Origin of the sequence: Paracoccus sp. MC1862, from assembly GCF_016617715.1 — a bacterium.
In the GTDB taxonomy this organism is placed as follows: Bacteria; Pseudomonadota; Alphaproteobacteria; order Rhodobacterales; family Rhodobacteraceae; genus Paracoccus.
The window spans coordinates 994384-1020685 of record NZ_CP067225.1 but is presented as its reverse complement, the minus strand read 5'-3'; the positions used below and the strand labels follow the sequence as shown (position 1 = coordinate 1020685).

Genomic DNA, 26302 nt, shown 5'->3' with positions numbered 1-26302 from the left:
CGATGAACTGGGATATCATCCAGGGCAAGTGGGACCAGATGAAGGGATCGGTCAAGCAGCAGTGGGGCGATCTGACCGACGACGATCTGACGCAGATCAACGGCGACCGCGACAAGCTATCCGGGAAGCTGCAGGAACGCTATGGCTGGGCCAAGACCGAGGTCGACGAGAAGATGAACGACTTCGTCCGCCGCAACAGCTGAGCGGATAGTCCGAGGTTGACGAGGAAAGGGGGTGCCCAAGGGCACCCTCGATTTTTTTTGACGAGTATTGCGCGATGTAACGAGTATGGGGCGTCCAAGACGCCCCTTTTCGTTGTGGCGGTCAAGGAGGCGTCTTATGCCTCGCGCCCCAGCATCCTTTGTCCGCCGCGCCATAGCGGCGCAAGGACGTTCTTGGACAGGGGGATCAGCGCCAGACCCAGCGCCAGCCCGAACAGCCCGTCGAAGAAGGCCGTCACAGCCCAGCCGACGAAGCCCTGCGCCGCAGGCACGGCATGGGCGGCGAAATCGGACCAGTGATGGATGGTGTCGTACATCAGGCCGAAGCCCAGCGTATCCAGCCCGTGCAGCACGATGTTGCCGCCGACCCACAGCATCGCGGCCGTCCCCACGATGGTCAGCGCCTTCATGAAGCCCGGCATCGCCTTGACGATCCGCCGTCCGGCAGTCTGCAGGAAACCTTCCCGCGTGCGGGCCAGCGACATGCCATAGTCGTCCGCCTTCACGATCAGCGCAACCGCGCCATAGACCGCCACGGTGATCCCCACGGCCACCGCCAGCAGGACCACGGCGCGCATGACCAGCCCCTGATCCGGCGGAATGGTGGACAGCGCGATGGTCATGATCTCGGCCGACAGGATGAAGTCGGTCTTGATCGCGCCCTTGACCTTGGATTCCTCAAGCTGGCAGGGGTCGCCGACCTCCTCGCCTTCATAGCTGTCGTGGGGGTCGTGCGGGCTGATGGCGTGCCAGACCTTCTCGGCGCCCTCGAAGCACAGATAGGCGCCGCCGATCATCAGCAGGGGCGTAATCGCCCCGGGCGCGAACTCGGACAGGATCAGCGCGATCGGCAGCAGGATCACCACCTTGTTGAAGATCGAGCCCTTGGCGATGCGCCAGACGATGGGGATCTCGCGTTCCGCGTCGAAGCCGTGGACGTATTTCGGCGTCACCGCCGCGTCGTCGATGACGGCGCCCGCGGCCTTCATCCCCGCCTTGGCGGACATGCCTGCGACATCGTCCACCGATGCCGCCGCGACCTTGGCTATCCCCGCCACGTCGTCCAATAATGCGATCAGCCCGCTCATCCCCGCCTCTTCTGCAATCCTGCGTGCTGGCGAACGCGGGCAGCGGGGTTTCGGTTCGATCATGCGGGGGCATCACGCCTTGCGCGCGGCCAAAGGATGTTCCATCACCGGCCGGATGGACCAAAGGGGGACCGGGCGATGGCCATGCTGGAGCAGAACGCGAAACCGACCGAGGAGATCGACGTCCGCGACGTCTTCGGCGTGGACAGCGACATGAAGGTCAAGGGCTTCTCCGAGCGCAGCGACCGCGTGCCGGAACTGGACCCGACCTACAAGTTCGACCCCGATACCACCCTCGCGATTCTGGCGGGCTTCGCCTATAACCGCCGGGTGATGATCCAGGGCTATCATGGCACCGGGAAATCCACCCATATCGAGCAGGTGGCCGCCCGCCTGAACTGGCCGACCGTCCGCGTGAACCTGGACAGCCACGTGTCGCGGATCGACCTGATCGGCAAGGACGCGATCAAGCTGGTGGACGGCAAGCAGGTCACCGTGTTCCACGAAGGCATCCTGCCCTGGGCCTTGCGCAACCCCACCGCCATCGTCTTCGACGAATACGACGCGGGCCGCGCCGACGTGATGTTCGTGATCCAGCGCGTGCTGGAGGCCGAAGGCAAGCTGACCCTTCTGGACCAGAACGAGGTCATCACGCCTAACCCCTATTTCCGCCTGTTCGCCACCGCGAACACCGTGGGCCTGGGCGACACGACCGGCCTCTACCACGGCACCCAGCAGATCAACCAAGGCCAGATGGACCGCTGGAACCTCGTGGCGACGCTGAACTACCTGTCCCATGACGCCGAGGTCGCCATCGTGCTGGCCAAGGTGCCGCAGATGAACACCGAAAAGGGCCGGAAGTGCGTGGCGCAGATGGTGACTCTGGCCGACCTAACGCGGACGGCCTTCATGCAGGGCGACCTGTCCACGGTCATGTCGCCCCGCACGGTCATCAGCTGGGCGCAGAACAGCCGCATCTTCGACAACGTGGGCTATGCCTTCCGCCTGACCTTCCTGAACAAATGCGACGAACTGGAACGCCAGACGGTCGCCGAGTTCTACCAGCGCCTGTTCGACGAGGAACTGCCGGAGAGTGCGGCCGCGAAGGCGGGGTGAATCAGTGCTCGCGGCTACTATTTCAATGTACTACCGATCTCTATTCGGCAGATACTTTGGATCTACAGGAGCGAACGAGTGAAATTTCGGCGTTGGAGCGGACTTTTGACACTTTTAGGCGCAGCCATTCCGCTTTCCGCGACTGCCAATACCCACCTCAATTTCAGCTTGGGGGCGGTGCTCGGAAAGGGATCGGGTGAGCCTGTTTATATTGAGGTGTTGTATAGAAGTGCTCAGTGCAGCTCATCTCATCCACTACAGGTCACGATTTACAATAGTTCTGAAGAGGACATTACTTCGGTAAAGTTTCTGGCGTATGCGCATGATGAAGATTATAGTCGCGCGGAGTGCGCCGAAGCCTTCGACTTGAGTGACCGAGTAATAGGGTCTGGAGAGTCTTATAGCCTATGTTTAAACACGCTTGACGAGCGTGAATTGGTTTTTCATGGATTGAAGTTTACCAATCAGATGATTGATGATGCTCTTCCCGCCACTCCTTTGGAATTCTCGAGGAAGTATGGACATGAATTCACGAAAGCTCAAGTTGATATAGCCAAGATGTATCTTGAGCATAGAGATGCGACTGCAAGTATCAATCCAAAGCAAAATTTTGGGTGCAGAAAGGTTCCATCCGGTATTCCATGGCGCGGAAAGGTGGAGAGTTTTTCGACTTTCTCCGGATTTTGATGTATAAGATGATAGGTGTGCAGGGTCTCTAAGAAACAGCCTGCACACCTATAATACTAGGCTTCCCGCGCCGCCTTCGTCGCCTTGGTCCACCAGACCAGTTCCTCCAGCATCCCCTTCAGCGAGCCTTCCAACACGCCCTCGATCTCGCTGATCGGCTCATCCTGACCGCCGCTCCAGACCTTGAAGAACTCGGACCCGCCGATGTGGACGGCGTTCCGCAGCGGCACCATCTGCAATTCCACCGCGACGTTGCGCAGATGCTCAAGCGACCGCGCCCCGCCCATCGAGCCATAGGCCAGCGCCCCGATCGGCTTGCGGTTCCAGCCCACGTAGTCCTGGTCAAAGGCGTTCTTCACCGAGGCGGGCATCGAGTGGTTGTACTCCGCCAGCACGAACAGATAGCCGTCGAACTCGGCCACCTTCTGCTGCCAGCGCACCGCGCGCGGGTCCTGCGAGGGCACCCAGGCGTTCGAGGCCGCCTCGTCGAAGAAGGGCAGGTCATAGTCGCGCAGGTCGACCAATTCGAAGTCAAGCTCGGGGTGGTCCTTGACCTTCTCCATCAGCCAGGCGGCAGGCTTGTCCGCGAAGCGCGCCTTGCGGGTCGAGCCGATGATGACGGCGATCTTGGGCTTGGACATTGTGGTCTCCATGATTAACTTGGTTTCCAGAAGATACTACGGATCAGTTAGAGACTGGGGGATGACCCCGCAAGAAGGCACCTCGATGAAACCATGGGATACTCACGACAGCGGCACCTGCCACCGCATCAGCGAGATGCTGTCGCGGATCGGCGACAAGTGGACGCTGCTGGTGGTGCGAGCGCTGGGGAACGGCCCCCGTCGTTTCTCGGCCCTGCGGCGGGAACTGGGCAGCATCTCGCAGAAGATGCTGACGCGAACGCTGCGGAACCTCGAACGCGACGGACTGGTCAGCCGCAAGGTGACTCCCAGCACGCCGCCGCAGGTGGAATATGCGCTGACGGCGATGGGAGAGGACCTGTTCGGTCCCATCACCGCGCTGTCGGACTGGACGATCACCCATGCCGACTGCATCGACGCGGCGCGGGCGGCCTATGATCAGCGTGAGGCTCAGCGCGCGGCATAGTCCATCAGCGCGCGGAACAACTCGGGCGGAAGTTTCTGCGGATCGGTGATGGTGATGGTCGTCCCGGGAGGCAGGGCCGCGGGGTCCCCGGGCGAAGCGGGGCGCTGGGTGATCCCGGTTGCCGCCGCCATCCCCGGTGGCAGCATCGGCGCGACCCCACCCCCCGGCGCCACGATCAGCGGCGGCAGTTGCGGCATCCCTTCGGCCCGCACCGGTCCCTGTTCGGCCAGGGCCTGTGCCTGTGCAGCGCCAAGCTGCTGTTCCAGCTCGCGCACGCGGCGTTCCTCAAGCTGGGAAAGCTGGGCGTTCACCTGCGCCTGCACGTCCTGCTGCATCTTCGCGGTGACGGCACCCAGCTGGGCGTTCACCGCATCGACCCCCTCGGTGAAGCCCTTGCGCCAGGCGGCATCCACGGCGGGCTGGCAATCCTGTGCAAAGGCGGGCAGGGCGAACAGGACTAGGGTGGCGGAAAGGGCGCGCATCACGACTCCTCAGGCGGTTTGCATCCCGAACGCAGGACGGGGCCGCAAGGTTCGTGCCTTCTGGCGGACGGCGGGCCGAAGCCTGCCGTCCGCCTGTTGCGGGGCTATCTTCAGCCCTTGTCGGAATCCGCGGTTTTCGGCGGGTTCATGTCCGCCGCCGGAGCTTCAACCTCGCTGACATGCGGCGCGTCGCCCGTGTTCACATCCCCGACATCCGGCGGGTTCATGTTGCCCGCCGGCGCGTCCGCCTCGGAGACATGGGGCGCTTCATCCTTGTCCGGGCCGCCTGCCTGTCCGCTCATGCCCGCAATCATCGCCCGCAGCTCGGCATTCTCGGCCCGGGCCTTGATCGCCATCTCGCGCACGACGTCGAATTCCTCGCGGGTGACGAGGTTGCGGTCGGCGAGCCAGCGGTCCACCCAGCCCTTCATGGCGGTCTCGGCCTCGTCCTTGGCCCCCTGCGCCACGCCCATGGCGTTGGTCATCAGCTTGGACACATCGTCGAAAAAGCGGCCTGGGCCGCTGCTGTGGGTGGTCATCGCGCAATCCTCTCGCAAGGCGGTAGGCTCAATATGACGGCCCCCGCCCCCGGCTTCAATGTCCCGCGCGCCGGTTGACACCCCCGGCACGCGCAGCCAAGCAGCCCCGGCACGCGCGAGGCCCCCATGATCCCTTTCCCCGAGATCTCTCCCGACATCTTCACCATCACCATCGCAGGGCGGGAATTCGCCCTGCGATGGTATGCGATGGCCTATCTGGTCGGGCTGCTGCTGGGCTGGTGGATGATCGCCACGCTGATGCGCCGCCCGCATCTGTGGGGCGGCACCGCCCCCATGCGCCCCGGCGCGGTCGAGGAACTGCTGACCTGGGTCGTCGTCGGCGTGATCCTCGGCGGGCGTCTGGGCTTCGTCCTGTTCTACGAGCCAGCCTATTACCTTGCGAACCCGGCCGAGATCATCAAGGTCTGGCAGGGCGGCATGTCGTTCCACGGCGGCTTCCTGGGCGTCGTGCTGGCCGCCTGGGCCTATGCGCGGAAGAACGGCATCGCGCCCCTGCGGCTGGCCGATGCGCTGGCAGTCGCGGCCCCCGTGGGGCTGTTCCTCGGCCGCATCGCCAATTTCATCAACGCCGAGCTTTGGGGTCGTCCTACCGATGCGCCCTGGGGCGTGATCTTTCCCGGCGAGGCCGCGCAGGACTGCCCCGGCGTCGAGGGCCTCTGCGCCCGCCACCCGAGCCAGCTTTACGAGGCAGGGCTGGAAGGGCTGCTGCTGGGGCTGGTGCTGTTTCTGCTTGTCCGCCGCGGCGGCCTCGCACGGCCCGGTCTCGTGCTGGGCGTGTTCCTCGCGGGCTACGGGCTTGCGCGCTTTGTGGTCGAGTTCTTCCGGCAGGCCGACGCGCAGTTCGTCACGCCTGACAACCCTTGGGGCCATGTCCTCGGCGGGCCGGTCTGGGGCATCACCATGGGGCAGCTTCTGTCGCTGCCGATGATCGCGGTGGGCCTGGGCTTCGTCCTCTGGACGTTGCGGAGATGACGCCGCTGGGCCGCATCATCGCAGGCCGGATCGCCGCCGAGGGGCCGATGGGGCTGGACGACTACATGCGGCTCTGCCTCATGCACCCGGATCACGGCTATTACGCCACCCGCGACCCCTTTGGCGCCCAAGGGGATTTCACCACCGCGCCCGAGATCAGTCAGATGTTCGGGGAACTGGTGGGCCTTGCGCTGGCGCAGGCCTGGCTGGATCAGGGCTCGCCCGCCCCCTTCACGCTGGCGGAACTGGGCCCGGGGCGGGGGACGCTGATGGCGGACCTGCTGCGGGCGACCCGCCGGGTGCCGGGCTTTCACGATGCAGCGCGGGTGACGCTGGTCGAAACCTCGCCGCATCTGCGGCAGGTCCAGCGCAAGCGGCTGGGCGAGATCACGCATCTTTCCTCGGTCGCGGACCTGCCCGAGATCCCGCTGTTCCTGGTCGCCAACGAGTTCTTCGACGCCCTGCCGATCCGCCAGATGCAGCGCGCCGAGGGTGGCTGGGCCGAGCGCATGGTGACGCTGGACGACAGCGGCGCGCTGACCCTGGCGCTTGCTGCGCCGGTCGCGCTGCCCCGCGCGGCGCCGGAGGGCGAGATCTGGGAGATCTGCGCCGAGGGGACCGCCATCATGTCCACCGTGGCCCAGCGCCTCGCCGTGCATGGCGGCGTGGCGATCGTGGTCGATTACGGCACCTGGGACGGCAAGGGCGACAGCCTGCAGGCGCTGCGCCGCCACGCGCCCGAGGGCATCCTCACCCATCCGGGGGAAGCCGACCTGACCGCGCATGTCGATTTTGCTCCGCTTGCGGGTGCGGCGATCCGGGCGGGTGCTGCGGCATCCGCACCCGAGCGGCAGGGCGACTGGTTGCGCGCCCTGGGGATCGAGGCACGGGCGGCGCGGCTTGCCGCGGCTGGCGATGCGGGGGCTGAAGCCGCGCTTCACCGCTTGACCGACGCGGCCGAGATGGGCCACCTGTTCAAGGCGATGGCCGTCTGGCCGCGCCATCTTCCGCCGCCGGCGGGGTTCAGGCCCTTGCCGGCCGCCGCCCCGACCCAAGCCTCTGCGACTGCCGGACAGCCCGGCCTCGCCCCCCGATCATGACGCAATTGCGGGACGATCCGATGACGCTGGAAATCCTGACGCACCCCTCGCTGCAGCCGATCCGCCACGGGTTCTTCACCCGCAAGGGCGGGGCCTCCTCGGGCCTGTTCTCGGGGCTGAACTGCGGGCGAGGGTCCACGGACCAGCGCGACATGGTGGCCATCAACCGCGCCCGCGTGGCCGAGGCGCTGGGCGTTGGCCCCGACCGGCTGGCCACGGTCTACCAGACCCATTCCGCGCAGGTCGTGACACTGACCGAAGGCGACGACCTTGAGGCCGTGGCGATGACCGAGGCCGACGCCATCGTCAGCACCATCCCCGGCATCGCCATCGCGGTGCTGACCGCCGACTGCCAGCCGATCCTGTTTGCCGACCCCGAGGCGGGCGTGATCGCCGCCGCCCATGCGGGATGGAAAGGCGCGCTGGACGGCATCCTGCAGGAAACCGTCGCCGCCATGAAGGCCGCGGGCGCCACGGACATCCGCGCCGTCATCGGCCCCTGCATTAGCCAGCGCGCCTATGAGGTCGGCGAGGACTTCATGGACCGCTTCCTGACAGAGGACGACGGCCATGCCCGCTTCTTCGCAGGCGGGCCGAATGGACGGCCCATGTTCGACCTGCCGGGCTTCGGCCTGTCTGTCCTGCGCGATCTGGAGGTCGAGGCCGAATGGACACGCCACTGCACCTATTCCGACCCCGACCGCTTCTTCAGCTATCGCCGTTCCACGCACGAAGGCGCGGCGGATTACGGGCGGCTGCTCTCGGCCATCACGCTCTGACGCGCTCGATCAGTTCGAAGGGCACGCCCGGCTCGTCCTTGGCGCAGCGGATGACGAGGCTGGTCTTGACGCTGGCCACGTTCTCGGCCGCCGTCAACTGGTCGGTCAGGAAGCGCTGGAAGGTGGACAGGTCGGGGGCCACGCATTTCAGTATGAAGTCGATCTCGCCGTTCAGCATGTGGCATTCGCGCACCAGCGCCCATTCGCGGGCACGCCTTTCAAAGGCGGTCAGGTCGCGTTCGGACTGGCTGTGCAGGCGGACCATGGCGAAGACCTGCACCTCGAAGCCGAGGCTGCGCGGGTCCACGTCGGCGTGGTAGCCGCGGATGAAGCCCTGCTCCTCGAGCGTGCGGACGCGGCGCAGGCAGGGAGGGGCCGAGATGCCGACGCGGCGCGCCAGTTCGACATTCGTCATTCGGCCGTCGGCCTGCAGTTCCTTGAGAATGCGTCGGTCGATGTCGTCCAGCCGGGCGCCAGCCATGATGTATCCGATAAAGGGAAATCGCAGCTTTCCTATCTTCCGCAGCTTCGGTTCGCAACATTGTTTCGTGGCCTGAGGGTTTGCGCCGTTGCGGAAGACCGGGCCGTGCGGTCCGGCCTGCCTCCGGTGGAGGTATTTGGCTCCAGTCAGAAATGCTGGAACATGGGGGAGGGAGTTCTTTTCTTTCGGCAAGGAAGGGTGAAGCACAGGCAGCAGGCAGTCCGGCGATCCGACCAGGCCCCACAGGCCCTTGCGGTTGAACCGCGGGGCGGGCGGGGTTAACTCGGGCGGAACACGCATCCATGAGGCCCGCCCGTGACCCAGACCGCCGAGACCCTGCCGACGCATCACCGGCTCATCATCATCGGTTCCGGCCCTGCGGGTTATACCGCCGCTGTTTATGCCGCCCGCGCCATGCTTGTGCCGCTGCTGATTCAGGGCATCCAGCCCGGCGGCCAGTTGACCATCACCACCGATGTCGAGAACTGGCCGGGCGATGCCTCGGTCATGGGTCCCGACCTGATGCTGCGGATGGAAAACCATGCGCGCGAGATGGGCGCGCGGATCGTCTCGGACACCGTCACGCGGCTCGACCTGTCGCAAAGACCCTTCGTGCTGGAATGCGACAGCGGCGCGCGGCTGACGGCGGATGCGCTGATCCTTGCCACCGGGGCGCAGGCGCGCTGGCTGGGGCTGGACAGCGAAAGCCGCTTCCAAGGCTTCGGCGTCAGCGCCTGCGCGACCTGCGACGGCTTCTTCTATCGCGGCCGCGAGGTGATCGTCGTCGGCGGCGGCAATACCGCTGTCGAGGAGGCGCTGTTCCTGACCAACTTCGCCAGCAAGGTGACGCTGGTCCACCGCCGCGACAGCCTGCGGGCCGAGCGCATCCTGCAGGACCGCCTGTTCAAGCACCCCAAGGTCGAGGTCATCTGGAACCACGAGATTGCCGAGATCACCGGCACCGACCAGCCGCTTGGCGTGACCGGCGTGCTGCTGCGCTCGACCGGGGATGGCAGCACCCGCATGGTCGGCGGCGACGGCGTCTTCATCGCCATCGGCCACTCGCCCGCGTCCGAACTGGTCAAGGGCCAGCTTGAACTGCGCGATGGCGGTTATGTGAAGGTCGAGCCGGGCAGCACCCGCACCTCGGTTCCCGGCGTCTTCGCTGCGGGCGACCTGACCGACGACACCTATCGGCAGGCCATCACCAGCGCCGGCATGGGCTGCATGGCGGCGCTGGACGCCGAGCAGTGGCTGGCCGCGCAGGGTCTGGCTCAGGGCACGACCACGCCCGCCACCGCGACCGAGCTTCCCCAGCCGCAAGTGGCCGACGGGTGACACCCGCCAGCCATGCGTTAAGCGAAACCCAGCCCTCGGCTCGGCCGCAGGTTGCAGAAGACTGGCCTTGGGGCTAAGGGGCGGGCGCACACCGTGAGCCTGTTGCGCGGTGCAGCGCCATGTCACGAACCATCGAGTGTAAGATGACCCAGCCGCCGAACCTCGCGCCGATCCCGGAACTTTATGTCAACGCCGACTCGGCGCAGAAGCTCAAGGCGGACGCCGGCGACATGCCGTCCTGGGACCTGACGCCGCGCCAGCTTTGCGATGTCGAGCTGCTGATGAACGGCGGCTTCCACCCACTCAAGGGTTTTTTGACCGAGGCCGATTATGACGGCGTGGTCGAGAACATGCGCCTGTCCTCGGGCGGGCTGTGGCCGATGCCGATCACCCTGGACGTGAGCCAGGAGTTTGCCGACAAGATCGAGCCGGGCACCGACATCGCGCTTCGTGACCAGGAGGGCGTGATCCTCGCCATCCTGTCGGTCACCGACAAATGGGTGCCGAACAAGAAGCGCGAGGCCGAAAAGGTTTTTGGGGCCGACGACGTGGCGCATCCGGCGGTCAACTACCTGCACAACGTCGCGAGTCCGGTCTATCTGGGTGGGCCGATCACCGGCATCCAGCCGCCGACGCATTACGACTTCCGCGCCCGCCGCGACACGCCGAACGAGTTGCGCGCCTTCTTCCGCAAGATGGGCTGGCGGCGCATCGTGGCCTTCCAGACCCGCAACCCGCTGCACCGCGCCCATCAGGAACTGACCTTCCGCGCGGCGCGCGAGGCGCAGGCGAACCTGCTGATCCACCCGGTCGTCGGCATGACCAAGCCGGGCGACGTGGACCATTTCACCCGCGTCCGCTGCTACGAGGCCGTGCTGGACAAATACCCGCAGGCGACCACGCATCTGTCGCTGCTGAACCTTGCGATGCGGATGGGCGGCCCGCGCGAGGCGGTATGGCACGGCATGATCCGCCGCAACCACGGGCTGACCCACATGATCGTCGGTCGCGACCACGCGGGGCCGGGCAAGAACAGCCAGGGGCAGGACTTCTACGACCCCTACGCCGCGCAGGATCTGTTCCGGCAGCACCAGGACGAGATCGGCATCGAGATGGTCGATTTCAAACAGATGGTCTATGTGCAGGAACGTGCCCAATATGAACCCCGCGACGAGGTCGAGGAGGGCGCGACCATCCTCGACATCTCGGGCACCGAGCTGCGCCGCCGTCTGCGCGAGGGGCTGGATATCCCCGAGTGGTTCAGCTTCCCCGAGGTCGTGACGCAGCTGCGCCGCACCTCGCCGCCGCGCGACCAGCAGGGCTTCACGGTGTTCTTCACCGGGCTTTCTGGGTCCGGCAAGTCCACCATCGCCAACGCCCTGATGGTCAAGCTGATGGAGATGGGCGGGCGCCCCGTGACGCTGCTGGACGGCGATGTGGTCCGCAAGCACCTTTCCTCGGAACTGGGCTTTTCCAAGGAACACCGCGACATCAACATAAAGCGCATCGGCTATGTCGCGTCCGAGATCACCAAGAACGGCGGCATCGCCATCTGCGCGCCCATCGCGCCCTATACGGCCACCCGCCGCGCGGTGCGCGAGATGATCGAGCAGTTCGGCGCCTTCATCGAGGTCCATGTCGCCACCTCGCTTGAGGAGTGCGAGCGCCGGGACCGCAAGGGGCTCTACAAGCTCGCCCGCGAAGGCAAGATCAAGGAGTTCACCGGCATCTCGGACCCCTACGAGGAACCCGCGACGCCCGAGTTGCGCGTCCAGACCGAAGGGGTGGACGTCGATTACGCCGCCCAGCAGGTGCTGCTGAAGCTGGAACAGATGGGCCTGATCGGGTTGAACTGATCGACTCATTGACAAGATGCCGCCCTCCGGTCCAACCCGGAGGGCGTTTTCGTCCCCGAGCCCCGGATGCCACAGCCCGTCCTTATCCTTTCCATGAAATGGGGCACGCTTTACGGCGCGGCGGATGTGAACAACCTTGCGGCAGGAGTGCGGCGGCATCTGGACCAGCCGCACCGCTTCATCTGCTTCACCGATGACGCGGCCGGGCTTGATCCCCGGATCGAGGCCCATCCGTTGCCCGCGCTCGACATGCCGCCGGGCAACCAGGATACGCGCTGGCGCAAGCTTGCCCTGTTCAACCCCGATCTTTTCGGGCTTTCCGGCACGGCGCTGTTTCTGGACCTCGATCTGGTGGTGGTCGGGCCGCTCGGCCCGTTCTTCGACCATCCGGGCCGCTTCGTGATCCTGCGCGACGACGACCTGTTCCGGCCCAAGCCCCTGCGGCGGCTGAACCGCTCGCGCGACCGCTTCCTGCACATGGTCGGCAACACCTCGGTCTTCCGCTACGAGATCGGCGCCCATCCCGAGATCGTCGAGACCTATGTCGCCGACCCGCAGGCGGCCGCCAGGCGCTACGAGCACGAGCAGCAGATGGTCAGCGACATCCTGCACCGGCAGGGGGCGTTGGGATACTGGCCGCGCAGTTGGTGCGTCAGCTTCAAGAACGACTGCGTGAGGCGCGGACCCGCGAGCTACCTGCGCGATCCCGAGTGCCCGGCGGACGCGCGGATCGTGCTGTTTGCGGGCAGCCCCAAGATGGCCGATGTGCTGGCCGGTCGGGGCGGGCGCTGGTATCGCCACATCGGCGACACCGGCTGGCTGCGCCGCGCTTGGGAAGACAATCCATGAGCCTGCATCTCGTCACCGGTTCTGACGACAACTACTTGCCGGGGGTGCTGGTGCTGATCGCCTCGGCGGCGGCCCATACGCCGGGGCTGAGGGCGACGGTGCTGGACAATGGCATCTCGGCCGCGAACCGCGCCCGCATCGACGCGCTGGGCACCCGGCTGGGCATCCCCGTCAGGCGGATCGAGATCGACGAGGACGACTTCGCCGACCTGCCGGTCACGCGCGGGCACCTGACACGCAGCACCTATTTGCGGCTGCTGATCCCCGCGCTGATGCCCGACGAGGATCGCGTCCTCTACATGGACTGCGACATGGTCGTGACGGATGACTTGTCCCCGCTGGGAAGGCTGCCGCTTGATGATGCGCTGCTGGCCGCGGTCCCGTGCCCCAGCCCCAGCGCGCCCGAACTGGCGGACATGGGGATGCCGCGGGGGGAATATGTCAACGCGGGGCTTCTGGTCATGAACCTGCCCGCCTGGAGGGCCGAGGGCCTTGCCGACCGTTGCAGGGCGCTGTTGTCCGACCCGAGCCGTCCCTTGCGGAGCGAAGATCAGAGCGCCCTCAACCTCGCCGCCCGTGGCCGGGTGCTGCCTTTGCCCGCGCGCTTCAACACCTATGCCGATCCGGCGGCCCATGGGACGGTTGCCGACCTGCCGCGCGACCCGGCGGTGATCCACTATGTCGTCGGGCTCAAGCCTTGGGCCGGGCGGGTTCCCCTTGGTCGGGTGTGGGAGAGCTATGCGGCCACCATTGCCGACCTGATGCCACCGCTGGACAAGGAAAGATGGAAGCGGCGCCTGTCCGGATGGAACACGCGCCGCAAGGTCATCCTAGGGGCGATGCTGGGTCGCCCCAAATACCGCGCCCGCCTGCAGGTCGAGCGGGCGATCCGCGACATGGAACACCGGCTTGCCGCCGGTGTCCCGCAGCCGCTCAGTGGACGCTGACAGGCACCAGTTCGTTCTGGCGCGCGAGGGCGAATGCGAGGCGGCGGTCGGCGACCAGCGCCAAGCGCTCGCCATCGACGCCGTGGACGGCATAAAGCGCGTCCAGTTCGGGCGCCTGCATCCGCACCTCGGTGGGAAGGCTCTCCATCGTCACGCGGCGGACATAGACGGTGTTGCCGGCGTCGGTCGGAAAATCGTGTTTCATGTTCATGGCGATCCCCTTCACTTTCGGCTGATCGGTATGGTCTTGACGAAGCTCTGCGGCGTCACCCGCCGCAGATCGATGTGAAGCAATCCGTTTTCCAACGCGGCATTCTCGACCTCGATCCCTTCGGCCAGCACGAAACTGCGCTGAAAGGCGCGGGCGGCGATGCCCCGATGCAGGAAGACCCGCTCGTCCGAGCCCTCGGCCTGCCGCCCGCGGATCACCAGTTGCCGATCCTCGATGGTCAGCGACAGGTCGTCCTCGGCGAAGCCCGCGACGGCCAGGGTGATGCGGAACCCGTCGGGGGCGCGATGCTCGATGTTGTAGGGCGGGTAACCCTCGGCCCCCTTGGCGGCACGTTCCGCCAGCCGTTCAAGCTGGTCGAAGCCCAGCAGGTAGGGGTGGGTGCCCAGGGTCATCTTGGTCATCGGCGTCCTCGGTCAACAAGCGACTGCTTCGGCCCGGCCCCGTTGCGGCGACCCGGCCATGACCATGATATGTAGGCGCGGCCCGCGTCCCGCAAGAGGGGGCAAGGTTATGCTTACCAAAGCGAAAATCCGCAGCTATGATCCTTTGGCGCGCCTGCACGCGCCCGGCAGGCTTGACGATTCGATGAACGCCCAGAACGAGATGTCGCATGACGAGATGGCCCGCACCCGGCTGGACGGGCTGCGGCGTCAGCATCGCGAACTTGACGAGGCGATCATGGCCATGGCCGTGGACGGCGTCGTCTGCAGCATGACACTGGGCCGGATGAAGCGGCAGAAGCTGGCGCTCAAGGACCAGATCGCCCGGCTGGAGGACGAGCTGACTCCCGACATCATCGCCTGATTGCGCCCGCCGGCGCCGCCGGTATGATGCGGGCTTTCCGCGGGAAGGGGGCAGGGATGACGGTTCCGGTCGGCATCATCATGGGCAGCCAGTCAGACTGGGCCACGATGCGCAAGGCGGCGGCGATTCTGGACGAACTGGGCGTGGCTTATGAGACGCGCATCGTCAGCGCCCACCGCACCCCCGACCGGTTGTGGGACTATGGCCGTTCCGCCCTGGGCCGGGGCCTTCAGGTCATCATCGCGGGGGCGGGCGGGGCGGCGCATCTGCCCGGCATGATGGCATCCAAGACCCAGTTGCCGGTGATCGGGGTGCCCGTCCAGACCCGTGCCCTGAACGGTGTCGATTCCCTTTATTCCATCGTCCAGATGCCCAAGGGCTTCCCTGTCGCCACCATGGCGATCGGTGCGGCCGGAGCGGCCAACGCGGGGCTGATGGCCGCCGCGATCCTTGCCCTTTCCGACCCTGCGCTGGCGCAGCGTCTGGACGACTGGCGCGCGGCGCTGTCGGCCTCGATCCCCGAGGAGCCTGCCGATGACTGACCCGCTGAAACCCGGCGCCACCATCGGCATCCTCGGCGGTGGCCAGTTGGGCCGGATGCTGTCCGTTGCCGCCAGCCGCCTCGGCTATCGCTGCCACATCTACGAACCGGGGCCAGCGCCCGCCGCCGAGGTGGCGCACCGCCTGACGAGCGCCCCCTACGAGGACGACACCACCCTGCGCGACTTCGCGGCTTCGGTCGATGTCGTCACCTACGAGTTCGAGAACGTCCCCGCCGCCTCGCTGGACCTGATCGAAAGCCTGGTCCCGATCCGCCCGAACCGCCGTGCGCTGGCCGTCAGCCAGGACCGGCTGGCAGAAAAGGACTTTCTCGGGGGACTGGGCCTATCGGTTGCACCCTATGCCGCCGTCGGTTCGGCCGACGACCTCGGCACCGCGATGCAGGGACGGGACCGCGCCATCCTCAAGACCCGGCGAATGGGCTATGACGGCAAGGGGCAGGTCCCCATCAAGGCGGGCGACGACCTTTCCGCCGCATGGGCGCAGGTGAACGCGCCGTCGGTTCTGGAAGGCTTCGTCGATTTCACCGCCGAGATCAGCGTCATCGTCGCCCGTGGTCAGGATGGCGCCGTCGCGGCCTACGATCCGGGCCTGAACGTCCACCGCGAGGGCATCCTGCGGACCACCACCGTCCCCTGCGGCCTGTCCGCGCGGCTGATCCCCGATGCCGTGCTGACCGCCAGCCGCATTGTCACCGCGCTCGACTATGTGGGTGTGATGGGAGTGGAACTGTTCGTCACGCCGCGCGGCTTCATCGTCAACGAGATTGCCCCCCGCGTCCACAATTCGGGCCACTGGACGCAAGCGGGCTGCGCCGTGGACCAGTTCGAGCAGCATATCCGCGCTGTCGCGGGCCTGCCTCTGGGCGACGGCAAGCGCCACGCCGACGTGGTGATGGAGAACCTGATCGGCGACGACATCGACCGCTTGCCGGACCTGCTGCGGCAGAGCGACACCCAGATCCACCTTTATGGCAAGGCCGAGGCCCGCCCCGGCCGCAAGATGGGTCACGTCAACATCATCCGCCGCTGAAGCCTGACGCCTGCGGGCTTCTTTCTGGCTCAAATACCCATTGCGGCAGTGCCATCAGGCGCGCCGCCCCCGGTTCAGGCCCGAGGCAGCACCTCGCGCAAATAGCGCACCATGTTGCCGCCCATGACATTGGCGATCTCGTCCTCGGTCAGCCCTGCATCCATCAGCGCCTGCGTCAGCGCCGGCAGGCCCGCCGCGTCGAAGGGCACGCCGACCGAGCCGTCCCAGTCCGAGCCCAGCGCCACGTGATCCTCGCCCACCAGCGCGATCGCGGCAGCGATGCTGGCTGCGATCCCGGCGGGGCTGTCGTTGCAGGTCACGTCCGGCCAGAAGCCGATGCCGATGATCCCGCCGCTGGCCGCCACCGCCTGCAGCAACTCGTCCTGAACATTCCGCGGCGTGTTACAGGTGCCATGCACGCCCGTATGGCTGATGATTGGCCGCGTCCCCGGCATCGCCAGCACGTCGCGCACCATTTGCGGCGAGGCATGGGCGAGGTCGATGACCATGCCCCGGCGCACGGCTTCCGCAACCACCTCGCGCCCGAAATCCGTCAGCCCCGCCTGCGACTGCCCGTGCAACGAGCCGCCGAGTTCGTTGTCGAAGAAATGCGTGAGCCCGACCAGCCGGTAGCCCGCGCCCTCCAGCACCGCGAGGTTGGTGAGGTCGCCTTCCAGCGGATGCGCGCCCTCGATCCCCAGGATCGCGCCGATGACCCGGCTGCCCGAGGCCCGATCCGCCAGAACCGCATCCAGATCGCCGCGCGTGCGGATCAGACGCAGGCTTGCGGGCTCGGCCTCGGCCAGACGCCGCAGCCGCGCGGCCTGGTCGAGCGCCCGCTCCTTCAGGCTGAACCAGGTCTGCACTGGACGAAGCTGGCCGATGACCAGCGGCGTGATGTTGTCGGGGGCCGCGGCCTCGTTTTCCGCATAGTTCTGGCCGCGCGGGCTTCGAGTGACGGCGGTGAAGACCTGGATGGCGATGTTGCCCTGATCCAGCCGCGGCAGGTCCACGTGCCCCTCGGGGCGGCGCACCGACAGGTCGCGGTCCCACAGCAGGGCGTCGGCGTGCAGGTCGCCGATCACCAGCCGGTCATGCAGCGCCTGTGCCTGCGGCGAGACCGGCCAAGGGCTGCGCGCGGTGACCGGGTTCAACTGGTCGGCCACGATGCGCGGGCCGAAGACCCCGACCCCGAGCGCGCCCAGCAGCACCACCGCCAGAAGCACCCAGAGGACGCGCAGAACACCGCGGCCGCGGCGCCGGCGAAAGGGATCGCGCGCCACCGGCTCAGGCTTCCATCGCCTCAAGCTCGTCGATGAAGCCCTCGATCATGGACAGGCCCTTGTCCCAGAAGGCGGGGTCCGCCGCGTCCAGCCCGAAGGGTGCCAGCAGTTCCGAATGATGCTTGGAGCCGCCCGCGCGCAGCATCTCGAAGTATTTCGCCTGGAAGCCCTCGGGCTGCGCCTCGTAGGCCGCATAAAGCGCATTCACCAGCCCGTCGCCGAAGGCATAGGCATAGACGTAGAAGGGCGAGTGCACGAAATGCGGGACGTAGGTCCAGAAACTCTCATATCCCGGCATGAACTCGAAGGCGTCGCCCAGCGATTCATGCTGGATCGACATCCAGATCGCGTTGATGTCGTCGGGGGTCAGTTCGCCTTCTGCCCGCGCCGCGTGCAGGCGGCATTCGAAATCGTAAAAGGCGATCTGGCGGACGACGGTGTTGATCATGTCCTCGACCTTGCCCGCCAGCAGCGCCTTGCGCTGGGCCGGGTTTTCCGTCTTCGCCAGCAGCGCGCGGAAGGTCAGCATCTCGCCGAAGACTGAGGCCGTTTCCGCAAGCGTCAGCGGCGTCGAGGACAGGAGTTCTCCCTGGCCCGCCGCCAGCCGCTGGTGGACGCCGTGGCCCAACTCATGCGCCAGCGTCATCACGTCGCGCGGCTTGCCGAGGTAGTTCAGCAGCACATAGGGATGGGCGTCGGTGACGGTCGGATGCGCGAAGGCGCCCGGCGACTTGCCCGGCTTCACGCCCGCGTCGATCCAGCCCTTCTCGAAGAACGGCTGGGCCAGCTTTGCCAGCTCCGGGTCGAAGCCTGCGTATGCGTCCAGCACCGTCGCCTTGGCCTCGTCCCAGCCGACCAGACGCGGGCTTTCCTGCGGCAAAGGCGCGTTGCGGTCCCAGACCTGCAGCTTGTCGAGGTCGAGCCATTTCGCCTTCAGCCGGTAATAGCGGTGCGACAGGCGCGGATAGGCGGCGACCACCGCATCGCGCAGCGCCTGCACGACCTCGGGTTCGACGTGGTTCGACAGGTGCCGCGCGGTCTGGGGCGTCGGCAACTTGCGCCACCTGTCCTCGATCGCCTTTTCCTTCGCCAGCGTGTTGTAGATGCGCGAGAAAAGCTTGACGTTCCCGCCGAAGACCTCGGCCAGTGCCCTGGCCCCGGCCTCGCGCTGCCTGCGGTCGTGGTCGGTCAGCAGGTTCAGCGTGGCTTCCAGCCCCAGTTCCTCGCCGTCCACATCGAAGGTCAGCGCGGCGGTTGTCTCGTCGAACAGCCGGTTCCAGGCGGCGGCGCCCACGACCGAGTTGTCATGGAGGAACTTCTCAAGCTCATCCGACAACTGATAGGGGCGCATCGCCCGCATCCGGTCGAACACCGGTTTGTAGCGCGACGGCCCGCAGGGCGCGCTGAAGGTCTGCGCGTAAACGTCATCGGGGATGCGGTTGAATTCCAGGCTGAAGAACACCAGCGGAGTCGTCATGTCCGTGATCTTCGCCTGCAGGTCGCCCAGCATCTTGGCGCGTCCCGCGTCGGTCGTGTTCTGGTAATAGCGCAGGCCCGCATAGGACATGATCCGCCCGGCGATCAGGTCGATCTCCTCGTAGCGCTGGATGCATTCCAGCATCCCGGCGGGGGTCAGGCCGGCCAGCTTGCCTTCGTAGTCGGCGGCAAAGCTGGTGCAGGCGGTCTCCAGCCTTTCAAGGTCGCGCGCCAGTTCCGGCGCCTCGGGCGAGGCGTAAAGGTCGGACAGGTCCCATTCCGGCAGGTTCCCCAGCGAAACACCGGCGCCGTGGTTTTCAGCGTCAAGCAGCAGGGTCTCGCGAAGGGGCAGGCGGGTCATGGGGATCTCCTTTTCAGTGTTGCCCAACATCTGTCCTCTGAGGGCTGTCGGTTCAACCCGTGCCGTGGCATCGGGCGGTGTGTCTGCGTCGAGGTCGGACCGGACGCTGCCCCATCGTCGCATACGACGATCCTGGGATATCTGCGTAAAGAAGATGGAGGCAGAGGAAGGTTCCGGCGCCTCCGGCGATTGCCAGCCACGCGCCCGGACCCTAGCCTCGCGCCCGACGATCACCCGAAGGAGAGGCTGCCATGCCCGACACCGACCGCCCGCAAGGCTTTGACACGCTTGCCATCCACGCGGGTTCAGCACCCGACCCTGCCACGGGCGCGCGGCAGGTGCCGATCTACCAGACAACGGCCTACCAGTTCCGCGATGCCGAGCATGCCGCCCGGCTTTTCGGGCTGAAGGAGGTCGGCTATATCTATTCCCGCCTGACCAACCCCACCGTCGCGGCACTGCAGAGCCGCGTGGCGGCACTGGAAGGGGGCGCAGGGGCGGTCTGCTGTTCCTCGGGGCACGCGGCGCAGATCATGGCGCTGTTCCCGCTGATGGGGCCGGGCAGGAACCTCGTCGCATCGAGCCGGCTTTACGGCGGCACGGTCACCCAGTTCGGCCAGACGATCCGCCGCTTCGGCTGGTCCTGCCGGTTTGTCGACCTTGAGGATGCGGCGGCCGTGCGCGCCGCCATCGACGAGGACACGCGGGCGATCTTCTGCGAATCGATCTCGAACCCCGGTGGCTACCTGACCGACATCCCGGCGCTGGCGCAGATTGCCGATGAAGCGGGGGTGCCGCTGATCGTGGACAACACGCTGGCGACACCCGCGCTGTGCCGGCCCATCGAGGCGGGGGCGACCCTGGTCGTCCACAGCCTGACGAAATACCTGACCGGCAACGGCACCGTCATGGGCGGGGCGGTGATCGACTCGGGCCGCTTTGACTGGTCGGCCTCGGACAAGTTCCCCTCGCTGTCCCAGCCCGAGCCGGCTTATCACGGGCTCAAGTTCCAAGAAACCTTCGGGCCTGCCGCCTTCACCTTCCATTCCATCGCCATCGGGCTGCGCGATCTGGGCATGACCCTGAACCCGCAGGCCGCGCATTACACGCTGATGGGGATCGAGACGCTGGGCCTGCGGATGCAGCGCCATGTCGAGAATGCCAGGAAAGTGGCCGAGTGGCTGGAGACCGATCCCCGCGTCGAGGAGGTCAGCTATGCCGGCCTGCCGTCCTCGCCTTGGGCCGACCGCCTGCAGCGGCTTTATCCCAAGGGGGCAGGGGCGCTGTTCACCATTCGACTGAAGGGCGGATACCAAGCCTGCGTGGAGATGATCGGGCGGCTGAAGATGATCAGCCATGTCGCGAATCTCGGGGATGCGCGGACGCTGGCGATCCATTCGGCCTCAACCACGCACAGCCAGTTGACCGAAGAACAGCAGATCGCCGCGGGCGCCGGGCCGGACTTGGTGCGGCTTTCGATCGGCATCGAGGACGTGCAGGATATCATCGCCGATCTGGATCAGGCGCTGAGCTGAAACAGGCAGGGCCGCAAGGACGCGGCCCTCTCAGCCGCGGGGACCGAAAAGGATCACTGCGGCCCCGGCAAGGCAGAGGGCGGCGCCGATCGCATCCCAGCGGTCGGGCCGCACCCCTTCGACCCCCCAGAGCCACCCGAGCGAGGCGCAGATGTAGATCCCGCCATAGGCCGCGAAGGCCCGCCCTGCCGCATCCGACGGCACGCGCGTCAGCAGGACGGCGAACAGCAACAGGCTTGCCGTTCCCGGCAGCGCCCACAGCCAGCTTTTCCCCGTCCGCAGCCAGGCCCAGAAGGCAAAGCATCCCGCGATCTCGGCCAGCGCGGCGACTGCATAGACCAGCCCCGTCATGCGGAAGCCACCCGCTGCGGGGCAGACACGCCATTCATGTCGTGAAAGGATAAGATGGTGGAGCCAAGGGGAGTCGAACCCCTGACCTCTTGAATGCCATTCAAGCGCTCTACCAACTGAGCTATGGCCCCACCGGAGGTCTCGGGCTGCGTTGTCCGCCGCCCGCGTGGGGGGTCGTATATGGGCAGTCGCGCAGGGGTGCAAGCGAAAAAGAACGCCGTCTCTGCCCTGGGTCATCTGTCTGCGCAAGTTCCTGACCCGCAAAAGAAAAGGGGGCCGAAGGCCCCCCTTGGAAAGCGATGTGGTCCTGCTCAGTCCTCGTCGGGCTCGGCCACGTCGGCGATCTCGTCCAGCGACACGTCGGCGTCATCGTCCTCGTCAAGCAGGTCGTCGTCCAGTTCGCCCGCATCAGTCGCATCGTCCAGATCGTCGTCGATCACCTCATCCGTTTCAGCCTCGCGCGCGGCAGCCTTTTCCGCGATCAGGGAACGGGTGCGTGCGCTCATGAGGCTTTCGGCCGAAAACTCGGTGCTGCAGGCCGGGCAGGTCATGGGATCGTTGCGAAGGTCGTAGAAACGGCTTCCGCAGGCGGGGCAAAGGCGCTTGGTGCCCCATTCCTCTTTGGGCATGGTGTTCTCTTTTCGCCAAGGGTCAGGTAAATCCGGCCTCCCGTGCCACAGGGCATGGGGGGTGTCAAAGGCTTTCGGACGGCGCAGAGGTGACGCTTGGACGGCACTGTGATTCTGACGGATGGAACAACGGTCAGCCTGCGCCGGACGACCCGCGCCCGGCGGATGACGCTGCGCGTCTCGCGCAGGGACGGCTCGGTGACGCTGACGCTGCCGCCGAGCCTGGCCCGTGCAGAAGCGCTGGCCTTTCTGGACGACCGCAGCGATTGGCTTTCGCGCGCCCTGGCCGGGGTCGAGCCGCAGCAATCGGTGGAGTTCGGGACTGCCCTGCCGGTCGAGGGAAGGCCGCTGACACTGACCCCTGCGCCGGTGCGCGCGCCGCGGGTCGAGGCGGCGCTGCTGCTGCTGCCCGGAGGGCATTCGGCTGCGGTGTCGGCGGGGGCCTATCTTCGCACGCTGGCGCAGGCGCGGCTTGCGGCGGCAAGTGACCGCCATGCCTCAGCCCTCGGCCGCCGCTTTGTCGCGATCACGCTGCGCGACACGCGGTCGCGCTGGGGCAGTTGCACGCATCAGGGGCGGCTGATGTATTCCTGGCGGCTGGCCATGGCGCCGCCCGAGGTGCTGGACTACGTCGCCGCCCATGAGGTCGCGCATCTGGCGCATATGAATCATTCGCCGGCCTTCTGGGGAACGGTTGCCCGGCTGTATCCGGGATTCGCGCAGCCAAGGGCATGGTTGCGGCAGAATGGCGCAAGCCTGCACGCATGGCGCTTCCGGGCCGAATAAGGCCGGCGAGGGTGGCTGCGTTCGCGGATATTTCCACACAGAAGAGGAGGAGACGCTTCTTGGATGAAATGAGCGCGTTTCTGCGTTCCAGGCATCAAGGAAATTGACAGCTTTCCCCGACGTGATCACAAATGCGCATGGTGACGACGCTGCGCCCTCAGACGACAACCCAGCCCGCCGTGCATGAGCGGCTGTATCGCGCCCTGCGAAGCCGGATCATGCTGGGCGAACTGCCGCCCGGCCGTGCGCTGACCCTGCGCGGGATCGCGGCCGAGGAACGTGTCAGCATGACCCCCGCGCGGGAAGCGGTCCGCCGGCTGGTGGCCGAAGGGGCGCTGACGCTGTCGGCCTCGGGGCGCGTGTCCACCCCCGCGCTGTCGGTCGAGCGGATCGAGGAGCTTGCCGCACTGCGTGCCCTGATCGAGCCGGAACTGGCCAGCCGCGCCCTTCCCCGCGCCCATCTTGCGCTGATCGACCGGCTTGCGGCGATCAACACCGCCATCGGCGAGGCGGCGCAGAACCACGACTCGGTCGGATACATCCGCAGCAACCTTGAATTCCACCGCACGCTCTACCTGCGCGCGCAGGCGCCGGCAATGCTGGCGATGCTGGAAACGATCTGGCTGCAGCTCGGGCCGACCATGCGCGCCGTCTACCAGCGGATGCGCCGGAACGAGGCGCCCCGGCATCACCGCATGATCCTTGCCGCGCTGCGGGCGGGGGATGAGCCGGCGCTGCGGCTGGCGATCAGGACGGATGTGACGCAGGGACTGCGCCATCTGCTGCCGACGGCAGGAGAGGCAGGCCGCTGAGGTCAGACTTCCTCGATCCGCAGCTCTACCGGATCGCCTTCGACGACGCCCGTGCGCGGCAGCGCCTCCATCGCGTGGTCGATCGCCTCGGGCGTGGTCTTGTGGGTGACGATCAGCACCGGCGCCGAACCCGAGGCGTGACCATACTGTCGCATCCGGTCGATCGAGATGCCTGCCTCGCCCAGCACCGAGGCCACCTTGGCCAGCGCCCCCGGCTTGTCGGCCAGCGTCAGCCGCAGATAATAGGCCGCAGGCACGGCGGTTCGCGCCGTCTGGGGCGAGTCGAGCGTTGCCGCCGGCTGCCCGAAGACCGGCAGACGGACCCCGCGCGCCAGTTCCACGATGTCGGACATGACCGCACTGGCCGTCGGCCCTTCGCCCGCGCCCGCGCCGCGCAGCACGATCTGGCCGACCGAGTCGCCTTCGATCACCACCATGTTGGTGCCGCCTTCCAACTGCCCCAGCGGGCTGTCGCAGGGCACGAGGCAGGGCGACATCCGCTGTTCCAGCCCCCGCGCCGTCATCTGCGCCACACCCAGAAGCTTGATGCGATAGCCCATGTCGGCGGCGCGCTTGATGTCGTCGATGGAAACGCGCTCGATCCCCTCGATCTCGACGCCATCGAAAGCCACCTTGGTGCCGAAGGCCAGCGAGGCGAGGATCGCGAGCTTGTGGCTGGCGTCGATGCCGCCCACGTCCAGCGTCGGATCGGCTTCCAGATAGCCCAAGCGGCGCGCTTCCTCGAACACCGTGTCATAGGGCAGGCCGGCCGACTGCATCCGGGTCAGGATATAGTTGCAGGTGCCGTTCATCACACCCATGACCCGCTTGATGCGGTTGCCGGCGAGGCTTTCAGTCAGCGTCTTGATGACGGGAATGCCGCCCGCGACAGCGGCCTCGAAGCGGATGGTGCGGCCGGCGGCCTCGGCCCGCTCGGCCAGCTTGTGCCCGTGAACGGCCAGAAGGGCCTTGTTCGCGGTGATGACGTCCTTGCCGTTGTCCAGCGCCAGCTCGATCATCTCGCGTGCGGCACCGTTCTCTCCGCCGATCAGTTCGACCACCACGTCCACGTCGTCGCGCAGGGCGAGATCGGCGGCCCGCTCCACCCAGGCATAGCCCGACAGGTCGGCATCACGGTTGCGGGTGCGGTCGCGGGCGCAGATGGCGGTGATCTCGACCGGCCGCCCGGCGCGCAACGCGATCAGGTCGGGGTGCTTCTGGATGATCTTGACCACGCCGATCCCGACGGTCCCCAGACCGGCGATGCCAAGGCGCAGCGGCGTGGGCGTGGCGGACATGAAGGGCCTCGTCTGATGAAGGGCAGGGCAGCGTTCGGGTGTTAGCGCGGGGTTTGGGGCTTGGCAACGTGGCCGCGTCTACAACCAGCGGCGGGTGCGCGCGGCCCACAGGTCGAAGGCTTGGGCATCGCGGCGGCGCAGCCACGCCTCCTCTTGCCGGATGAAGCGGCGGTCGAGCAGCAGGACAAAGAGGGGCACGAGGATCAGCGCCGCGAATGGCTGCCAGACAAGGCAGAGCCCGGCAAGAATCAACACGTCGCTCAGGTAGATCGGGTTCCGGGACAGGCGAAAGACCCCATGCGTCACCAGGGCGGTCGGTTGCCGCGTCGGATCGACCGTTGCGCCCGCGCGCATCATCGTCAGGGCCGCGACGGCCATCAGTCCCAGTCCCAGCCCCGCCAGCGTCCAGCCTGCCGTGGGGAGGCCGGGCATCGGCAGGATTTGTCCCGCAAGAAAGGCGAGAAGCGCGAAGGCCAGCAGCCAGACCGGCGGATAGTCTGCCAGCTTCCGGATCATCTGTGTCACGGCTGGTTTCCTATTCCCGCCACAGCCGGTCCACCCAGTCGGTGGGACGAAGATAGTGCCGCAGGTGGCGGCCGAGGCTTTCGCGTCGGCGTCCGTCGAAAGCCGCGCGAAGATGGTCGAAGGAAGGGCGCGGGCTGTCCTTCTCGCTCCACCGGCCGGCAATGGCGTCCGGCGGGTTGAGGCTGCCGGCGAAGATCACGATGCGCGCCCCTTTCGGGATGCGCGGCGCGGACCAGTAGCGCGCAGGAAAGGCCGGGACGCAATCGGCGCGGAAATGGACGACCCAACCCTTGGGCCAGAACCTGACGCCCCCCGGCGCGCGGCGGGTGACGAAACGCTGCTCGAAGCGGTATTCGTCGGCGATGCCCTGCGGGTCGGCGCGGAAGATTTCCTGCAAGGGGGCGAGCTTGCCGACCCGCATCCGGTAGACCGAGGTCTGGCCCAGCTTCTCGAAGGGCTTGATGCTTTGCGGGTTGGTGGCCAGCACCGTGTCGTCGGGATCGCCGAAGCTGAAGAAATCATCCAGATTGCCGACGATCACCACGTCGAGGTCGAGAAACAGCACCGTTCCGGTGATATCCCCCAAGTCCCCCCAGAGCCGCGACTTGGGCCATTTCCCCAGCGTGTTCCTTGGCGCCTCATAGTCGAACTCGGGCAGGGGCCGCACCACGACATCAGGGTGCAGTCCGGCGCCATCATCGGTGAAGCAGATCAGCCGGAAGGGCGGGGTGATGTTCCGCGCGATCATCCCACGCAGGCGGTTGACGTATTCGGGACCGAACTTGCTGCCCCACTTGATGCAGATGATCTGTTTGACGGCGCTCATGGTTCCGAGTCGTGGCACGGGCATGGGCAAAGGGGCAAGCGGAAGAAAGGGGCTTCGCCCCTCGGTTCCTTCGGGACCTCACCCCAGGGTATTTGGGACCAGAAAGAAGATGCGGGACAGGAGGCTTCTTTCTGGTTCAAATACCTCGGGGCTTCCGGGTGCCCGGACAGGAAAACATCCGTGATGGTTGTCTTCCCGCCTGACAGGT

At 66.6% G+C, this 26302-nt stretch carries 30 protein-coding genes, 1 tRNA gene and 1 pseudogene; 17 read left to right on the top strand and 15 right to left on the bottom strand.

Annotated features, from left to right (window positions below):
* Positions 1-2: 2 nt before the first annotated feature.
* Entirely contained in the window at positions 3-203 is a 201-nt protein-coding gene (locus JGR78_RS05115; RefSeq protein WP_182792479.1) for a CsbD family protein, read from the top strand.
* A gap of 134 nt (positions 204-337) precedes the next feature.
* On the opposite strand, the gene JGR78_RS05110 is transcribed toward JGR78_RS05115, so the two are convergent.
* Entirely contained in the window at positions 338-1309 is a 972-nt protein-coding gene (locus tag JGR78_RS05110; RefSeq protein ID WP_182792480.1) for a DUF808 domain-containing protein, read from the bottom strand.
* Between the two features lie 144 nt (positions 1310-1453).
* Here JGR78_RS05110 and cobS point away from each other — a divergent pair, with 144 nt between their 5' ends.
* Positions 1454-2425 carry a cobaltochelatase subunit CobS gene (gene cobS, locus JGR78_RS05105; protein ID WP_182792561.1) on the top strand — a complete coding sequence of 324 codons (972 nt, stop codon included), beginning with the start codon at positions 1454-1456 and terminating at the stop codon, positions 2423-2425.
* Positions 2426-2503: 78 nt separating this feature from the next.
* Positions 2504-3112 (top strand): hypothetical protein, encoded by a 609-nt coding sequence (locus JGR78_RS05100; protein WP_182804394.1) that lies wholly within the window; start codon positions 2504-2506, stop codon positions 3110-3112.
* 56 nt (positions 3113-3168) lie between these two features.
* On the opposite strand, the gene JGR78_RS05095 is transcribed toward JGR78_RS05100, so the two are convergent.
* Positions 3169-3753 (bottom strand): NADPH-dependent FMN reductase, encoded by a 585-nt coding sequence (locus JGR78_RS05095; protein WP_182804393.1) that lies wholly within the window; start codon positions 3751-3753, stop codon positions 3169-3171.
* Positions 3754-3814: 61 nt separating this feature from the next.
* Here JGR78_RS05095 and JGR78_RS05090 point away from each other — a divergent pair, with 61 nt between their 5' ends.
* The gene (locus tag JGR78_RS05090) at positions 3815-4219 is read left to right on the top strand and encodes a helix-turn-helix domain-containing protein (protein ID WP_234450862.1); all 405 of its coding nucleotides are present in this window, start codon (positions 3815-3817) and stop codon (positions 4217-4219) included.
* Here JGR78_RS05090 and JGR78_RS05085 read toward each other — a convergent pair.
* Together JGR78_RS05085 and JGR78_RS18015 are read right to left on the bottom strand one after the other, a co-directional pair.
* On the bottom strand, positions 4204-4701 hold the full coding sequence (locus JGR78_RS05085; RefSeq protein ID WP_182792484.1) for a hypothetical protein: 498 nt from the start codon (positions 4699-4701) through the stop codon (positions 4204-4206). The two genes, JGR78_RS05090 and JGR78_RS05085, sit on opposite strands and share 16 nt — an antisense overlap.
* A gap of 290 nt (positions 4702-4991) precedes the next feature.
* Positions 4992-5240 (bottom strand): annotated as a pseudogene (locus JGR78_RS18015) (accessory factor UbiK family protein); the annotation flags it as partial.
* A 126-nt stretch (positions 5241-5366) separates the two neighbouring features.
* Here JGR78_RS18015 and lgt point away from each other — a divergent pair.
* Genes lgt through pgeF form a run of 3 tightly spaced genes read left to right on the top strand, consistent with a single transcriptional unit; the run spans position 5367 to position 8112 of the window.
* Positions 5367-6233 (top strand): prolipoprotein diacylglyceryl transferase, encoded by an 867-nt coding sequence (lgt, locus tag JGR78_RS05075; RefSeq protein WP_182792486.1) that lies wholly within the window; start codon positions 5367-5369, stop codon positions 6231-6233.
* A complete protein-coding gene (locus JGR78_RS05070; RefSeq protein WP_182804392.1) occupies positions 6230-7333 on the top strand; it encodes a class I SAM-dependent methyltransferase in 1104 nt (367 codons plus the stop codon). Before lgt ends, JGR78_RS05070 begins: the two co-directional genes overlap by 4 nt.
* A gap of 20 nt (positions 7334-7353) precedes the next feature.
* Positions 7354-8112, top strand: a complete 759-nt coding sequence (gene pgeF, locus JGR78_RS05065) for a peptidoglycan editing factor PgeF (RefSeq protein ID WP_182804408.1) — start codon at positions 7354-7356, stop codon at positions 8110-8112.
* Here the strand turns inward: pgeF and JGR78_RS05060 are convergent.
* The gene (locus JGR78_RS05060; protein WP_182804391.1) at positions 8102-8593 is read right to left on the bottom strand and encodes an Lrp/AsnC family transcriptional regulator; all 492 of its coding nucleotides are present in this window, start codon (positions 8591-8593) and stop codon (positions 8102-8104) included. The genes pgeF and JGR78_RS05060 overlap by 11 nt on opposite strands.
* A 315-nt stretch (positions 8594-8908) precedes the next feature.
* Here JGR78_RS05060 and trxB point away from each other — a divergent pair, with 315 nt between their 5' ends.
* From trxB to JGR78_RS05040, 4 genes are all read left to right on the top strand, one after another.
* Positions 8909-9931, top strand: a complete 1023-nt coding sequence (gene trxB / locus JGR78_RS05055) for a thioredoxin-disulfide reductase (RefSeq protein WP_182804390.1) — start codon at positions 8909-8911, stop codon at positions 9929-9931.
* A gap of 143 nt (positions 9932-10074) precedes the next feature.
* Complete coding sequence (locus tag JGR78_RS05050) at positions 10075-11787, top strand: bifunctional sulfate adenylyltransferase/adenylylsulfate kinase (protein ID WP_182792491.1); 1713 nt, start codon at positions 10075-10077, stop codon at positions 11785-11787.
* Between the two features lie 66 nt (positions 11788-11853).
* Positions 11854-12636, top strand: coding sequence for a hypothetical protein (locus JGR78_RS05045; protein WP_182792492.1), 783 nt, complete (start codon positions 11854-11856; stop codon positions 12634-12636).
* Complete coding sequence (locus tag JGR78_RS05040; RefSeq protein WP_182804389.1) at positions 12633-13583, top strand: glycosyltransferase family 8 protein; 951 nt, start codon at positions 12633-12635, stop codon at positions 13581-13583. Before JGR78_RS05045 ends, JGR78_RS05040 begins: the two co-directional genes overlap by 4 nt.
* Here JGR78_RS05040 and JGR78_RS05035 read toward each other — a convergent pair.
* The gene (locus JGR78_RS05035; protein ID WP_182792494.1) at positions 13570-13794 is read right to left on the bottom strand and encodes a DUF1150 family protein; all 225 of its coding nucleotides are present in this window, start codon (positions 13792-13794) and stop codon (positions 13570-13572) included. The genes JGR78_RS05040 and JGR78_RS05035 overlap by 14 nt on opposite strands.
* A gap of 11 nt (positions 13795-13805) precedes the next feature.
* On the bottom strand, positions 13806-14216 hold the full coding sequence (locus JGR78_RS05030; RefSeq protein ID WP_182792495.1) for an Hsp20 family protein: 411 nt from the start codon (positions 14214-14216) through the stop codon (positions 13806-13808).
* Positions 14217-14400: 184 nt separating this feature from the next.
* Here JGR78_RS05030 and JGR78_RS05025 point away from each other — a divergent pair, with 184 nt between their 5' ends.
* From JGR78_RS05025 to JGR78_RS05015, 3 genes are read left to right on the top strand one after another with little or no spacing between them, the layout of a single operon-like run.
* On the top strand, positions 14401-14619 hold the full coding sequence (locus tag JGR78_RS05025; RefSeq protein ID WP_182792562.1) for a YdcH family protein: 219 nt from the start codon (positions 14401-14403) through the stop codon (positions 14617-14619).
* Positions 14620-14675: 56 nt separating this feature from the next.
* Positions 14676-15161 (top strand): 5-(carboxyamino)imidazole ribonucleotide mutase, encoded by a 486-nt coding sequence (gene purE, locus JGR78_RS05020; protein ID WP_182804388.1) that lies wholly within the window; start codon positions 14676-14678, stop codon positions 15159-15161.
* The gene (locus tag JGR78_RS05015) at positions 15154-16212 is read left to right on the top strand and encodes a 5-(carboxyamino)imidazole ribonucleotide synthase (RefSeq protein ID WP_182804387.1); all 1059 of its coding nucleotides are present in this window, start codon (positions 15154-15156) and stop codon (positions 16210-16212) included. Before purE ends, JGR78_RS05015 begins: the two co-directional genes overlap by 8 nt.
* Positions 16213-16286: 74 nt before the next feature.
* On the opposite strand, the gene JGR78_RS05010 is transcribed toward JGR78_RS05015, so the two are convergent.
* Both JGR78_RS05010 and JGR78_RS05005 read right to left on the bottom strand, forming a co-directional pair.
* Entirely contained in the window at positions 16287-17495 is a 1209-nt protein-coding gene (locus JGR78_RS05010; protein ID WP_234450861.1) for a dipeptidase, read from the bottom strand.
* 4 nt (positions 17496-17499) lie between these two features.
* Positions 17500-19332: a M3 family oligoendopeptidase gene (locus JGR78_RS05005; protein ID WP_182804386.1), complete on the bottom strand. Its 1833-nt coding sequence runs from the start codon at positions 19330-19332 to the stop codon at positions 17500-17502.
* Between the two features lie 251 nt (positions 19333-19583).
* Between JGR78_RS05005 and JGR78_RS05000 the strand changes: the two genes are divergently transcribed.
* Entirely contained in the window at positions 19584-20867 is a 1284-nt protein-coding gene (locus JGR78_RS05000; protein WP_182792499.1) for an O-acetylhomoserine aminocarboxypropyltransferase/cysteine synthase family protein, read from the top strand.
* A gap of 30 nt (positions 20868-20897) precedes the next feature.
* Here the strand turns inward: JGR78_RS05000 and JGR78_RS04995 are convergent, their stop codons facing one another.
* The 3 genes from JGR78_RS04995 to JGR78_RS04985 all read right to left on the bottom strand — a co-directional run bounded on the left by JGR78_RS04995 (position 20898) and on the right by JGR78_RS04985 (position 21847).
* The gene (locus JGR78_RS04995) at positions 20898-21218 is read right to left on the bottom strand and encodes a YnfA family protein (RefSeq protein WP_182804385.1); all 321 of its coding nucleotides are present in this window, start codon (positions 21216-21218) and stop codon (positions 20898-20900) included.
* A gap of 55 nt (positions 21219-21273) precedes the next feature.
* Positions 21274-21349: transfer RNA gene (locus JGR78_RS04990), tRNA-Ala, on the bottom strand.
* Positions 21350-21529: 180 nt separating this feature from the next.
* A complete protein-coding gene (locus JGR78_RS04985) occupies positions 21530-21847 on the bottom strand; it encodes an FYDLN acid domain-containing protein (RefSeq protein WP_182792501.1) in 318 nt (105 codons plus the stop codon).
* Positions 21848-21943: 96 nt separating this feature from the next.
* Here JGR78_RS04985 and JGR78_RS04980 point away from each other — a divergent pair, with 96 nt between their 5' ends.
* Both JGR78_RS04980 and JGR78_RS04975 read left to right on the top strand, forming a co-directional pair.
* A complete protein-coding gene (locus tag JGR78_RS04980) occupies positions 21944-22633 on the top strand; it encodes a M48 family metallopeptidase (protein ID WP_234450860.1) in 690 nt (229 codons plus the stop codon).
* Between the two features lie 137 nt (positions 22634-22770).
* The gene (locus JGR78_RS04975) at positions 22771-23445 is read left to right on the top strand and encodes a GntR family transcriptional regulator (RefSeq protein WP_182804384.1); all 675 of its coding nucleotides are present in this window, start codon (positions 22771-22773) and stop codon (positions 23443-23445) included.
* Positions 23446-23447: 2 nt separating this feature from the next.
* Here the strand turns inward: JGR78_RS04975 and JGR78_RS04970 are convergent, their stop codons facing one another.
* The 3 genes from JGR78_RS04970 to JGR78_RS04960 form a co-directional block, all read right to left on the bottom strand.
* Entirely contained in the window at positions 23448-24743 is a 1296-nt protein-coding gene (locus tag JGR78_RS04970; protein WP_182804382.1) for a homoserine dehydrogenase, read from the bottom strand.
* A 78-nt stretch (positions 24744-24821) separates the two neighbouring features.
* Positions 24822-25259 carry an isoprenylcysteine carboxylmethyltransferase family protein gene (locus JGR78_RS04965; protein WP_182792566.1) on the bottom strand — a complete coding sequence of 146 codons (438 nt, stop codon included), beginning with the start codon at positions 25257-25259 and terminating at the stop codon, positions 24822-24824.
* Positions 25260-25278: 19 nt separating this feature from the next.
* Positions 25279-26094, bottom strand: coding sequence for a glycosyl transferase (locus JGR78_RS04960; RefSeq protein WP_182792503.1), 816 nt, complete (start codon positions 26092-26094; stop codon positions 25279-25281).
* Between the last annotated feature and the right edge of the window lie 208 nt (positions 26095-26302).

What these genes read in the sequence shown, in the direction of transcription:
- JGR78_RS05115 (WP_182792479.1), top strand. Translation starts at nt 3, where the DNA reads ATGAACTGGGATATCATCCAGGGCAAGTGGGACCAGATGAAGGGATCG.
- JGR78_RS05110 (WP_182792480.1), bottom strand. Translation starts at nt 1,309, where the DNA reads ATGAGCGGGCTGATCGCATTATTGGACGACGTGGCGGGGATAGCCAAG.
- cobS (WP_182792561.1), top strand. Translation starts at nt 1,454, where the DNA reads ATGCTGGAGCAGAACGCGAAACCGACCGAGGAGATCGACGTCCGCGAC.
- JGR78_RS05095 (WP_182804393.1), bottom strand. Translation starts at nt 3,753, where the DNA reads ATGTCCAAGCCCAAGATCGCCGTCATCATCGGCTCGACCCGCAAGGCG.
- JGR78_RS05090 (WP_234450862.1), top strand. Translation starts at nt 3,815, where the DNA reads ATGACCCCGCAAGAAGGCACCTCGATGAAACCATGGGATACTCACGAC.
- JGR78_RS05085 (WP_182792484.1), bottom strand. Translation starts at nt 4,701, where the DNA reads ATGCGCGCCCTTTCCGCCACCCTAGTCCTGTTCGCCCTGCCCGCCTTT.
- lgt (WP_182792486.1), top strand. Translation starts at nt 5,367, where the DNA reads ATGATCCCTTTCCCCGAGATCTCTCCCGACATCTTCACCATCACCATC.
- JGR78_RS05070 (WP_182804392.1), top strand. Translation starts at nt 6,230, where the DNA reads ATGACGCCGCTGGGCCGCATCATCGCAGGCCGGATCGCCGCCGAGGGG.
- pgeF (WP_182804408.1), top strand. Translation starts at nt 7,354, where the DNA reads ATGACGCTGGAAATCCTGACGCACCCCTCGCTGCAGCCGATCCGCCAC.
- JGR78_RS05060 (WP_182804391.1), bottom strand. Translation starts at nt 8,593, where the DNA reads ATGGCTGGCGCCCGGCTGGACGACATCGACCGACGCATTCTCAAGGAA.
- JGR78_RS05050 (WP_182792491.1), top strand. Translation starts at nt 10,075, where the DNA reads ATGACCCAGCCGCCGAACCTCGCGCCGATCCCGGAACTTTATGTCAAC.
- JGR78_RS05045 (WP_182792492.1), top strand. Translation starts at nt 11,854, where the DNA reads ATGCCACAGCCCGTCCTTATCCTTTCCATGAAATGGGGCACGCTTTAC.
- JGR78_RS05040 (WP_182804389.1), top strand. Translation starts at nt 12,633, where the DNA reads ATGAGCCTGCATCTCGTCACCGGTTCTGACGACAACTACTTGCCGGGG.
- JGR78_RS05035 (WP_182792494.1), bottom strand. Translation starts at nt 13,794, where the DNA reads ATGAACATGAAACACGATTTTCCGACCGACGCCGGCAACACCGTCTAT.
- JGR78_RS05030 (WP_182792495.1), bottom strand. Translation starts at nt 14,216, where the DNA reads ATGACCAAGATGACCCTGGGCACCCACCCCTACCTGCTGGGCTTCGAC.
- JGR78_RS05025 (WP_182792562.1), top strand. Translation starts at nt 14,401, where the DNA reads ATGAACGCCCAGAACGAGATGTCGCATGACGAGATGGCCCGCACCCGG.
- purE (WP_182804388.1), top strand. Translation starts at nt 14,676, where the DNA reads ATGACGGTTCCGGTCGGCATCATCATGGGCAGCCAGTCAGACTGGGCC.
- JGR78_RS05015 (WP_182804387.1), top strand. Translation starts at nt 15,154, where the DNA reads ATGACTGACCCGCTGAAACCCGGCGCCACCATCGGCATCCTCGGCGGT.
- JGR78_RS05005 (WP_182804386.1), bottom strand. Translation starts at nt 19,332, where the DNA reads ATGACCCGCCTGCCCCTTCGCGAGACCCTGCTGCTTGACGCTGAAAAC.
- JGR78_RS05000 (WP_182792499.1), top strand. Translation starts at nt 19,584, where the DNA reads ATGCCCGACACCGACCGCCCGCAAGGCTTTGACACGCTTGCCATCCAC.
- JGR78_RS04995 (WP_182804385.1), bottom strand. Translation starts at nt 21,218, where the DNA reads ATGACGGGGCTGGTCTATGCAGTCGCCGCGCTGGCCGAGATCGCGGGA.
- JGR78_RS04985 (WP_182792501.1), bottom strand. Translation starts at nt 21,847, where the DNA reads ATGCCCAAAGAGGAATGGGGCACCAAGCGCCTTTGCCCCGCCTGCGGA.
- JGR78_RS04975 (WP_182804384.1), top strand. Translation starts at nt 22,771, where the DNA reads ATGGTGACGACGCTGCGCCCTCAGACGACAACCCAGCCCGCCGTGCAT.
- JGR78_RS04970 (WP_182804382.1), bottom strand. Translation starts at nt 24,743, where the DNA reads ATGTCCGCCACGCCCACGCCGCTGCGCCTTGGCATCGCCGGTCTGGGG.
- JGR78_RS04965 (WP_182792566.1), bottom strand. Translation starts at nt 25,259, where the DNA reads ATGATCCGGAAGCTGGCAGACTATCCGCCGGTCTGGCTGCTGGCCTTC.
- JGR78_RS04960 (WP_182792503.1), bottom strand. Translation starts at nt 26,094, where the DNA reads ATGAGCGCCGTCAAACAGATCATCTGCATCAAGTGGGGCAGCAAGTTC.